Raw genomic sequence first — 9,648 nt, 5'->3', positions numbered from 1 at the left:
GGGACTTGACCGTGTTGACTGAGGTCGAGTTTCAGGCGAGGGTGAGGAAGAGTTTTTCGAGTTCGTCTTGGTCGGGGGCTCCCTCGGCATCCGGGTGGTTCAGGCATTCTTTCAGAGCGCTGGAGATCACGAGGAACCCTGCCCGGTCGAGCGCCTTGGAGACGGCGGAGAGCTGCTGCACGACATCGCGGCAATGCGCGTCCTGCTCGACTGCGTTGATGACCGCAGCGAGTTGCCCGTGTGCGCGACGCAACCGGTTCACTACCTTGCGCTTCGACTCGGCGTCATGCTGAACCGGGACTGCGCCTGTCTTTGTCTCCTGCTTCATGATCTCTGCCTTCTTTCTGGGGTGAACCGCCTTGACTTGACAATCAGGATACCCCCATGGGTATAGTTATGCCATTCGCTTCAATACCCCCAGGGGTATCAACTTGATTGAGGAGAACGTGATGTGTCGAGCGACGACCTGTCGTACATGCGGGAAGACGACCTGGGCGGGGTGCGGCCAGCATGTCGCGATGGTGAGGGCGGGAGTGCCTGCGTCGGAGTGGTGCAACGGCAAACACAGTCAGGCGCAGATCGATGCCGCAAAGGCCAACCGGGGCGGGTTCTTCTCCCGCCTGTTCGGCCGCTGAACCGAGACGGACGGGAGCGGAGCAAGTCATGGCGACGAAGAATCTGACAGCGGACACCTTCGAGAGCACCGTGAATGGTGCGGGGGTCGTGTTCGTCGATTTCTGGGCCGCGTGGTGCGGGCCCTGCCGGGCCTTCGCCCCCACCTTCGAGCGGGCCTCGGAGCAGCACCCGGACATCGTGTTCGGCAAAGTCGACACCGAGGCCGAGCAGCAGCTCGCTGCCGAGTTCCGCATCACCTCGATTCCGACCCTGATGGTCTTCCGCGACGGGATCATGGTGTACGCGCAGCCCGGTGCCCTCGCTCCGGCGCAGCTCGACCAGCTCATCCAGGGCGCACGCGACCTCGATATGGATGACGTGCGTCGACAGATCGCCGAACGCGACACGCAACCCGTCTCCTAAGAGCTTTTCGGCCCCCTCCATCCAGCGCATCGTCAGAAAGGACCCTCATCATGTGCGCACGAATCACCTGCTCCGCCTGCGGTAAACCGACCTGGACCGGCTGCGGCCAGCACATCGAGGACGCCCTCTATGGCGTGCCCGAAGCCGATCGCTGCACCTGCGACTGACACCCTGAACCTCTCCTCACCCGAAAAGGAACTGATCATGCTGCTAGAACGCATCTACGACGAGGATCTCGCACAGGCGAGCTACTTCATCGGCTGCCAAGCGAAAGGCGAGGCCATCGTCGTTGACCCTCGCCGCGACCTCGGAGTCTACCTCGATCTCGCCGAGAAAAATGGAATGCGGATCGTGGCCGTCACCGAGACCCACATCCACGCCGACTACCTCTCCGGCACTCGGGAACTGGCGGCGAGAACGGGCGCGCAGATGTACGTGTCGGACGAGGGAGGCCCCGACTGGACCTATGGCTCCGATTTCGACGACGCGATCCGCATGAAGCACGGCCACCGCATCCTGCTCGGCAACATCACCGTCGAGGCGTCCCACACGCCGGGGCACACACCAGAGCACTTGTCGTTCCTCATCACCGACGGGGCGCAGTCGAGCGAGCCCGGCTTCATGCTCACCGGCGACTTCGTGTTCGTCGGCGACCTCGGCCGACCTGATCTGCTCGACGAGGCCGCCGGCTTCATCGACACCCGCTTCCAAGGAGCGCGGGATCTCTTCGCAAGCCTGCGCGACCGCTTCCTCACCCTGCCTGACTACGTGCAGGTGCTCCCTGCGCACGGCTCCGGCTCTGCCTGCGGCAAAGCACTGGGCGCGATCGCCGCGTCGACCGTCGGCTACGAGCGCAACTTCTCCTGGTGGGCCGAGTACCTCCGGAACGACGATGAACAGGGCTTCGTTGACGAGCTGCTCAGCGGCCAGCCCGACGCGCACGCCTACTTCGGTCGCATGAAGATCGAGAACAAAGTCGGCCCCGCCGTCATCGGCGAGGCGCCCGAGCTCATCAAGTACACGGCAGACGAGCTCCGGTCGGCGCTCGCAGCAGACTCCGTGATCTTCGTCGACACCCGCCACAACAGTGAGGTGCACACGGGCACCGTGGCGCGCTCCCTGAACATCCCGGGCGCTGCGAAGGCCGCGAGCTATGGCGCATGGGTCTACGATCCGCAGGTCGAGGATCGCCCGCTCGTGCTGCTCGCCGCGTCGCGCGAGGAGGCCGAAGAGCTGCGGGACCATCTCCTGCGGGTCGGCATCGACACGGTACGCGGCTACATCGCCTCCCTCGAGGGCCTCGAACTCGTCAGCCCGAAGCTCGTGCAACCTGAGGATCTTGACGGCTTCGAGCGGGTCATGCTGCTCGATGTGCGCAACCGAACCGAGTACGCCGAGGGCCACCTCCCGGGCGCAGTTCAGCTCTCCGGCGGTCGCGTGCTCTGGAACCTCGACCGTCTCCCGGCTCCCGAAGCCGGCACGATCGTCACCTACTGCCAGAGCGGGGTGCGCAATAGCGTGACCGCCAGCGCACTACGCCGCCACGGGTACGACATCGCCGAACTCGACGGCAGCTACGCCGCCTGGGCGGCACGCCCCGGCAACGTGCCCCTTGCCGCCTGACCTGCGCACCAGGCATCCGAATGGAACCCCATCTGATCGCCATCGCCCTCGCCCTGGCGGCGCTCGTCGGCGTCTCCCTCGGCCTCCTGGGCGGTGGCGGATCGATCCTCACCGTCCCTATCCTCACCTATGTGCTGGGAATGGAGCCCCGCGAGGCCATCGCGGCCTCCCTCTTCATCGTCGGTGCGACCAGCGCGGTCAGCATGATCAGCCACGCCCGATCGGGCCGTGTGCGCTGGAAGACCGGGGCCCTCTTCGGCATCGCGGGCATGATCGGAGCCTTCGCGGGCGGCCTGATCGGCGGGGTCATCCCCGGGGTCGTTCTCATGATCCTGTTCGCCATCATGATGATCGTCACCGCGACCGCGATGATCCGCGGCCGCAAGGATCGCGGCAGCGCGGCGCAGGCTGGGGATCACTCGCGGCCGATCCTGCGCATCCTCCTCGACGGGCTGCTCGTCGGCATCGCCACCGGCCTCGTCGGCGCGGGCGGCGGCTTCCTCATCGTTCCCGCCCTCAACCTGCTCGGCGGGCTCCCGATGGCGATCGCGGTCGGCACCTCGCTGCTCGTGATCGCGATGAAGTCATTCGCGGGTCTCGGTGGCTACCTGTTCTCGGTGCAACTCAACTGGCCGATCGTGCTCGCATTCACGGCGACCGCCATCGCCGGATCCTTCGCGGGGGTCGCCCTGGCCGGGCGCATCCCCGAACGCGCGCTCCGCAAAGGATTCGGCGTGTTCGTGCTCCTGATGGGCACCTTCGTGCTCGTCCAGGAAGCCCCTGCGCTCCTGTCCTTGTTCGCCTCAGTCTGAACGGAAGATGCCGCCAATGATCGCTGACGCTCTCAACACCGAATCCCGAGCCTCGCGCATTGGCCGAATCGTCCCCGGGTACGCGATCCCCGTCATTGACGAGCGGGCCGTTCGCGCGGCCGCGGGGATCCTGTTTCTGCTGGGCGGAGCCGCGTTCGCAACGGCTCTCTTCACCGGATCAGCGCGGCCACTGCAACCCTTCGGGATGTTCTTCATGATCGATATGTTGCTGCGCGTGACCGCAGGTGACCGCTGGTCTCCCACTCTGCTGCTCGGTCGCCTGGCAGTGAAGGGGCAGCGCCCGGAATGGGTAGGTGCGCCGCAGAAGGAGTTTGCCTGGTGGCTAGGCTTCGGCCTTTCCCTCGTCGCCTGCGCGAGCATGGGTCTGTTCGCGGCACCGCTCTGGCTGACCCTCGCGCTCTGTGGTGTCTGTCTGACTCTGCTCTTCCTCGAGACTGCCTTCGGCATCTGCATCGGTTGCGCCCTACGGGGCCGTTTCGGCAAACAACCGCTCATGTACTGTCCAGGCGGCACCTGCGATGCGGGTTCCAGTACCCGTGTCGCCGCGCGCTGATCTGCGCCAGCCGAACACTCGACACCCTGGCTCGTCCGCCACCCGCCATCAGAACCCACCCGCACCAAACAGAAAGATCACTCGCCATGCATCGTTCAATCGCTATCTCCCTATCCGCTGTTACGCTCCTCCTCGGCTTGGCAGCCTGCACATCCGCGCCGAACACGGCTGGCGCAAACACAATCGAAGTCGGCGAAGACACGCTCATAATCGATGTGCGCACCTCCGCAGAGTACGCAGCAGGGCACATCGACGGTGCCAAGCTGCTCGACTTCAACGGCGGCGACCTCGCTGCCGCGATCCCGAACCTCGACCCAGACACGGAGTACCTCATCTACTGCCGCTCGGGCAACCGCTCCGGCCAGGCCATCGCGCTCATGGAGCAGGCCGGCTTCACGAACCTCACCAACCTCGAATCACTCGAACAAGCAGCCCAGACGACCGGGCTGCCGATCGTGAACTAAGAACAGATTCCTGACCTCTGTGGTGATCGGTGCTGCGATGGGCGGCGATCCTATGGCCCACGACGACAGAGCGCAGCCGATACTTGCATCCATCGTCGGCTCTTATCAGGCGCATCAAGCCCGTTGACCCGGGCGCTTCCCTCGGGGGTGCAACCGGGGGTTGCGTCGCGCAATCTCATGCAATCCCCGCGGTGAGTCAGAAGAGCGTCAACCCGTCGCGCCTGCTCGCCGCAGGCCGCCGCCGCACAGGAGCCGGCAACCGTCTGACCGACGCCTGCAACTCCTGGGGTTGCAGTCGCTCGGCGAGCACTCGCTTCACGTCGCTCCACAGGTCTGGGCGGTCGAGGTGCGCGTCACGCTCGCAGTCGCGTCGTAGCTCGTTCAGGAAGTTCGCTCGTCGTTCCGGGGTGGACAGTTGTGCGTCGTAGAAGCCGTCGAGGTCGTAGTGCTCGATGAACCCGAAGTAGCCGTGGGTGGAGAGCCCCTGGTAGAGCGCTCGGGTGAAGCGTTCGCGCGGGCAGTCTGCCGCGATGAACCGGAGCAGGGCGTTCACGAACCTCGCTTTGCGTTCCGGGGTGCCGGAATCCCACCCCGACGCCTCGAACTGGCCCGGCTGGTATGTCGTTCTCGTGTTCATCGGTGCCGTCCTTCCTGAACGCTCGGTCGTGGTCGGGAAGGAGGTGCGCGCGGGTGGCTCTGCGTGTACTCGCGGGTTCTGAAACCGCATCTGCAAGACGCGTGGAGGCACAGGAGGGAGGCGGAGAGATGGCTGAGGACGAGAGGCGGTGAGGTCGGGGCGCGGGAGAAGCGAGCGGGCCTGTGGATGCGGTACCGGGGTGAGCAGGGCGCGGGTATGGCGGCGTGCACCTGTGAGGTGATCAGCTCGGCGCGCTGGAACCTCGATGGAGGGGTGCTGCCGGGATCGCCAACCGGCAGGAACCCCGATGCACGCACATCCCGAAACTCTCGGCCCCGAACCGCTCAAGGTCGGGTCGCTCTTCTCCGGTTACGGTGGCCTCGACCTCGCTGTCGAACACGTCTTCGGGGCGCGCACGGTCTGGTTCTCGGAGATCAACGAACCCGTCGCCCGCGTGTTCTCCCATCACTGGCCGGACGCGCCGAACCTTGGCGACATCACCATGATCGACTGGCGCGCGGCTGATCCGGTGGACATCCTTTGCGGCGGGTTCCCCTGTCAGGATGTCTCGACCGTCGGGAAGATGGCCGGCCTCGCGCCCGGCACTCGCTCCGGGCTGTGGGCGAACATGGCCGACGCCATCGACCAGATCCGCCCCGAGTGGGTCGTGATCGAGAACGTGCGTGGCCTGCTCTCAGCGTCTGCGATCCGCGCAACCCCCGAAGATGCAACCCCTCAAGGAGACGAACATGCAACCCCTGACCCCGCAACCCTTCGCAACCTGGAACCCGACCTCTGGTGTCTGGGAAACCAGCCAGCTCGACCTCTCCGGGCGCTCGGCGCCGTACTCGGAGACCTGGCCGACCTCCGGTATGACGCGCGATGGATCGGCCTACCCGCTTCCCTCGTCGGCGCTCCACATCCCCGATTCCGCGTCTTCATCCTCGCCCGTGCCACTGTTCCGCACACCGCTGGCCTCCGACGCCTCCCGTGGTGGGGAGAATCTGGATCAGGTGCGGGCGCGCCGGGGAACGATCGCGCTTTCACACCAGATCATCGATCTCGCATTGCACGATCCGAGTGGCTCACCCAGATGGAGGAACGAATCGGAGACACTGTGGTCGCTGATCGACGGCATTCTCTAGGCTGGGGACGGTATGTGCACGCAATAGCTCGGTGGCAACATATCACCGGCAGGCCGGCGCCTTCACCGTCCTTGCTGCACAACCTGGGCACTCCGCGCCCGTCTCCAGCGTTCCTCGAGTGGCTCATGGGGCTTGAGAACGGCTGGGTGTCCGACCCGCAGTTCGGGCTCACCGCGAATCAACAGATCGCAGCAGTCGGCAATGGGGTGCTTCCTCTGCAAGCTGCGGTAGCGCTACGCTCTCTTCTTCACGCTAAGCCTGGAAGCCTCTGAAGATGATCCGACCTATGTGCGCCCCCTTCCAGGATTTCGCCGCAAACCCCTGACCTCCGCAAGCGACCATACCCAAGTAAGTTTGCTCGGGTCTCCCCAACCTCTCAAGACGAAAGAGAACTCACGGCGAATCCGCGGAAATAGGCCCAGGAGCCGCCCCGCCTGACGGGTGACACTGAGCCCATGGGAGGCGCGCCACCAATCCGAGTTCATCCGGCGTCGCCAAGAGTGTTCGCGGGCAGCCTACGAGATTCGCTCATTCAGGTATTGAGCTGCATGGCTGGCGGCAACCCGCTGGCGCTCCGTCATTGCGATGAGGTCTTCTCCGGCGGTAAAACGAATGTTATATTTTATTCAGCAGGTTGGGTGTCTTGAGAAAGCGTGCTCCCATGATCGTTGGACGCCAGCAAATTCTCGACATGGCCCTGAGTATCGTGCGCTCGAATCAGAGCCTCGATATCGTTGGGGGCCGCGGTAGCGGCCGGACAGCCTTCCTCGCGACACTCGGTGACCGCCTCACCGAAGAAGGATGGTCAGTAACGACCATTCGAGGGATCGCTTCCCTGAAACAGCACCCGCTTGCAGCGCTTCAGCTCAGTAACGCAAGTGGCGATACGCCGTCCCGGGGAGCTACGGGCCTGCAAGGCGCGGCAGCGGGACTGCTCTCTCGCGTGTCTGAGAAACGTACAGCCATCTTCGTCGACGATTGGGATGACCTCGACGAGAGTTCCTGGGGAGTCATCGAGTCGGTACGTCGGTCAAGTGGCGTCCCGCTGGTGCTCTCCCGATTGCAAGGTCTCCAAGCGCGGCACACTCCAAGTGGCCTCCCGGCGTCCACTTTGGAGCCAACGTATGTCATTGATATGGCGCCCCTTCGTCTTGAGGAGATGGAAAACGCACTGCAGGACCATCTCGGAGCGAGCATCGAGACGGGCACGATGAACCTTATCTATGCGAAGTCCGGAGGGAGCATAGGCCTCGCAATCTCACTCGTTGATGCCGTGGTGAGGGAGGGGCACCTCATTCGGGGCCTCGGTGGGAGCTGGACGAGCTCGGGTGAACTCTGGAGTTCTGGCTTGCGTGCCGTCCTTGAAACGCATCTGGAGGGGCTTCCTGCTGAGGCGCGGGACGCGCTCGAGATCATTGCGATGGTCGGGGCGGCAGATATCGAGACCGTGAAGAAGCTGGTCAGTTGGGAGACACTCGAGCTGCTGGAAGAGCGTGCGCTCGTGGCGATAGTCCCGAGTGCCCCACGCACGCTTGTCACTGTGATGCCACCGCTGCTGGTCGAGTACTTCAGGCACGAGCCGTCGTCGGCTCGCCGTACCCGGCTTACCGAACTCGTTCTGACGAGGATCGGGGCGACTGACTCCGCAGTTGCGCTGCCGGGGACCCCTGCGACCCCGGCACCTGGTCCGGACAGTGACGCGCTCCTTGCCGCCCTGATCTGGGAGCGAGCGAGGGCACGACAGCTTATTGCCGGGGCAGAGTGGGAATCGAACCCAAACCCAGGGAGCGCGGTTCGCTATCTGAATACGTTGCTCTATTCCCATACGAACTCAGGGCTAGCACTCGCTATGCAAGTCTTCGCCGAAACCGATGAGACGCTCGGCGGCGAAGAGGAGCTGGCCGAGTATCTGGTGCAGCAGGCATACTGGCTGGCGTTCGCGGGCCACATGGCAGACCAGGCTCTCGCCCTCCTTCAAGATGCGTCCGCGCGACTCGGACGATTCGGGCGGATGATGAATGCGGCCGAAGTGGTCATTCTCGCCCACCTCCGAGAGATACCCGATGACTATCCCGAGAGACTCGAAGTGACTGACGATTTGCCCTGCGCGGTTCAGCTTGCGCTGTACGAGGCTCAGATGCTCGTGCTCGTAAGTCGCTGCCGCTTCGCCGATGCGAAGCGCGTCTACCAGGAGGTCCAGCTTCTTGATCCCCAAGGAACTCGGCATCAACCCCGAGTGCTTCTCGGCCACGCACTGCTGGGAGAAGGCGCGCACGAACAAGCGCTGCAGCTCCTGAGGTCCGGTTTTGAGGAGGCGCGCGGCTACTTGGATGTGGAGGCCTTCCGGGCGTTCGGAGCCGCCCTCGCCGCCTGCCACATCCATTCGGGAAACTACCGCGACATGGACAAGCTACTTGACTCCGTCTTCGTTTCGACGGGGCCCAGCTTGTTCCCGCCCGGTACTCAAGCTGCGCTCCTAGCCGTCGCATCGGTAACCGCTGCCCGACGAGGCCAGGCATCGCTGGTCGAGCGATATGTCGCTGACATCGAACAATACCGGCTATGCGATGGCCCCCTTCCGGGCCAGTCATTGGCGTGGTCTGTGTCGCAGGAGCTGATCCTCAACGGGTGCCCGGGGGAAGCCAGTGACCAGTTGTGGGCAGCCGGCGAGGCTCTGTGGGCGAGGCGAGCTACTTTCGCTGCGAGCCTACTCCTGCTCGTATCGCTTGAGATCGCCCCAACCGACGAGCGGATTCAAGCCCTGGACGAGTTTCTTTCCCAGATCCCCGAGGCATTAGTGAGGCAGGCACAGGGCAAGTATGTCGTCGCCTCCTACAGGCATGACCCTGAAGCCCTTTCTCGCGCTGCCCGAGACCTAGAACAGCTTGGACGGCTCGGACTTGCTGTAGCTGGATACCAGCTTGCAGCCAAGTGGTTTGAGGAATCTGACTGCAACGCGCGAGCCGAGGAGATGCGTGAACTGGAACGCGGCGTTCGTGAAGGAGCAGACGGGAATCCGCTCGACTCAGCCCGGTTCGGCTCATATCGCATCGTGTTGTCTGAGCGAGAGCAAGAGGTGGCGAACCTCGCTGCACAGGGACGAACGAACCAGGAGATCGCGAACCAACTCGTCATCAGCGTCCGCACGGTCGAGAGCCACATGCGCCGAATCATGCGCAAGCTAGATCTCCCGAACCGGAGAGCGCTCGCCCTGCATCTCGAGTCCTCGTCCCCGGGCGGTTTCGAATCGAACTTGAGTGAGACCCAGTAGGCCCATAGGACGCCTGTCTATCACCGACATGTCTCTCCGCAGGCACCTACTCCCTCATAAGAGTGCACTGAACCCCGAGACCTC

The 9,648-nt window shown here is 64.1% G+C and carries 10 protein-coding genes and 1 pseudogene; 9 read left to right on the top strand and 2 right to left on the bottom strand.

The window, feature by feature from the left end; translation table 11 throughout:
• Window positions 1–31 precede the first annotated feature (31 nt).
• Window positions 32–328: a metal-sensitive transcriptional regulator gene (locus EGM46_RS14110; RefSeq protein ID WP_125100765.1), complete on the bottom strand. Its 297-nt coding sequence runs from the start codon at window positions 326–328 to the stop codon at window positions 32–34.
• Between the two features lie 121 nt (window positions 329–449).
• On the opposite strand from EGM46_RS14110, the gene EGM46_RS15075 reads away from it, so the two are divergent.
• The 6 genes from EGM46_RS15075 to EGM46_RS14080 all read left to right on the top strand — a co-directional run bounded on the left by EGM46_RS15075 (window position 450) and on the right by EGM46_RS14080 (window position 4,511).
• The gene (locus EGM46_RS15075) at window positions 450–635 is read left to right on the top strand and encodes a hypothetical protein (RefSeq protein WP_125100766.1); all 186 of its coding nucleotides are present in this window, start codon (window positions 450–452) and stop codon (window positions 633–635) included.
• Window positions 636–663: 28 nt separating this feature from the next.
• Window positions 664–1,038, top strand: a complete 375-nt coding sequence (gene trxA / locus EGM46_RS14100) for a thioredoxin (protein WP_125100764.1) — start codon at window positions 664–666, stop codon at window positions 1,036–1,038.
• A gap of 204 nt (window positions 1,039–1,242) precedes the next feature.
• Window positions 1,243–2,661: an MBL fold metallo-hydrolase gene (locus tag EGM46_RS14095; RefSeq protein ID WP_125100763.1), complete on the top strand. Its 1,419-nt coding sequence runs from the start codon at window positions 1,243–1,245 to the stop codon at window positions 2,659–2,661.
• Window positions 2,662–2,681: 20 nt separating this feature from the next.
• Window positions 2,682–3,473: a sulfite exporter TauE/SafE family protein gene (locus EGM46_RS14090; RefSeq protein WP_125100762.1), complete on the top strand. Its 792-nt coding sequence runs from the start codon at window positions 2,682–2,684 to the stop codon at window positions 3,471–3,473.
• Window positions 3,474–3,489: 16 nt separating this feature from the next.
• A complete protein-coding gene (locus EGM46_RS14085) occupies window positions 3,490–4,047 on the top strand; it encodes a DUF4395 domain-containing protein (protein WP_125100761.1) in 558 nt (185 codons plus the stop codon).
• Between the two features lie 86 nt (window positions 4,048–4,133).
• Window positions 4,134–4,511 carry a rhodanese-like domain-containing protein gene (locus EGM46_RS14080; protein ID WP_125100760.1) on the top strand — a complete coding sequence of 126 codons (378 nt, stop codon included), beginning with the start codon at window positions 4,134–4,136 and terminating at the stop codon, window positions 4,509–4,511.
• A 196-nt stretch (window positions 4,512–4,707) separates the two neighbouring features.
• Here EGM46_RS14080 and EGM46_RS14075 read toward each other — a convergent pair whose 3' ends face one another.
• Entirely contained in the window at window positions 4,708–5,148 is a 441-nt protein-coding gene (locus tag EGM46_RS14075) for a hypothetical protein (protein ID WP_125100759.1), read from the bottom strand.
• A 265-nt stretch (window positions 5,149–5,413) separates the two neighbouring features.
• On the opposite strand from EGM46_RS14075, the pseudogene EGM46_RS15070 reads away from it, so the two are divergent.
• From EGM46_RS15070 to EGM46_RS14065, 3 genes and pseudogenes are all read left to right on the top strand, one after another.
• Window positions 5,414–5,836, top strand: a pseudogene (locus EGM46_RS15070) (DNA cytosine methyltransferase); the annotation flags it as partial.
• 61 nt (window positions 5,837–5,897) lie between these two features.
• The gene (locus EGM46_RS15065) at window positions 5,898–6,293 is read left to right on the top strand and encodes a hypothetical protein (protein WP_241156367.1); all 396 of its coding nucleotides are present in this window, start codon (window positions 5,898–5,900) and stop codon (window positions 6,291–6,293) included.
• Window positions 6,294–6,954: 661 nt separating this feature from the next.
• Window positions 6,955–9,564 (top strand): LuxR family transcriptional regulator, encoded by a 2,610-nt coding sequence (locus EGM46_RS14065; RefSeq protein WP_125100757.1) that lies wholly within the window; start codon window positions 6,955–6,957, stop codon window positions 9,562–9,564.
• Window positions 9,565–9,648: the final 84 nt, after the last annotated feature.

It is taken from the genome of Leucobacter chromiireducens, from assembly GCF_003917135.1.
Lineage (GTDB): Bacteria > Actinomycetota > Actinomycetes > Actinomycetales > Microbacteriaceae > Leucobacter > Leucobacter chromiireducens_A.
This window is presented reverse-complemented; position numbering and strand designations above follow the sequence as displayed.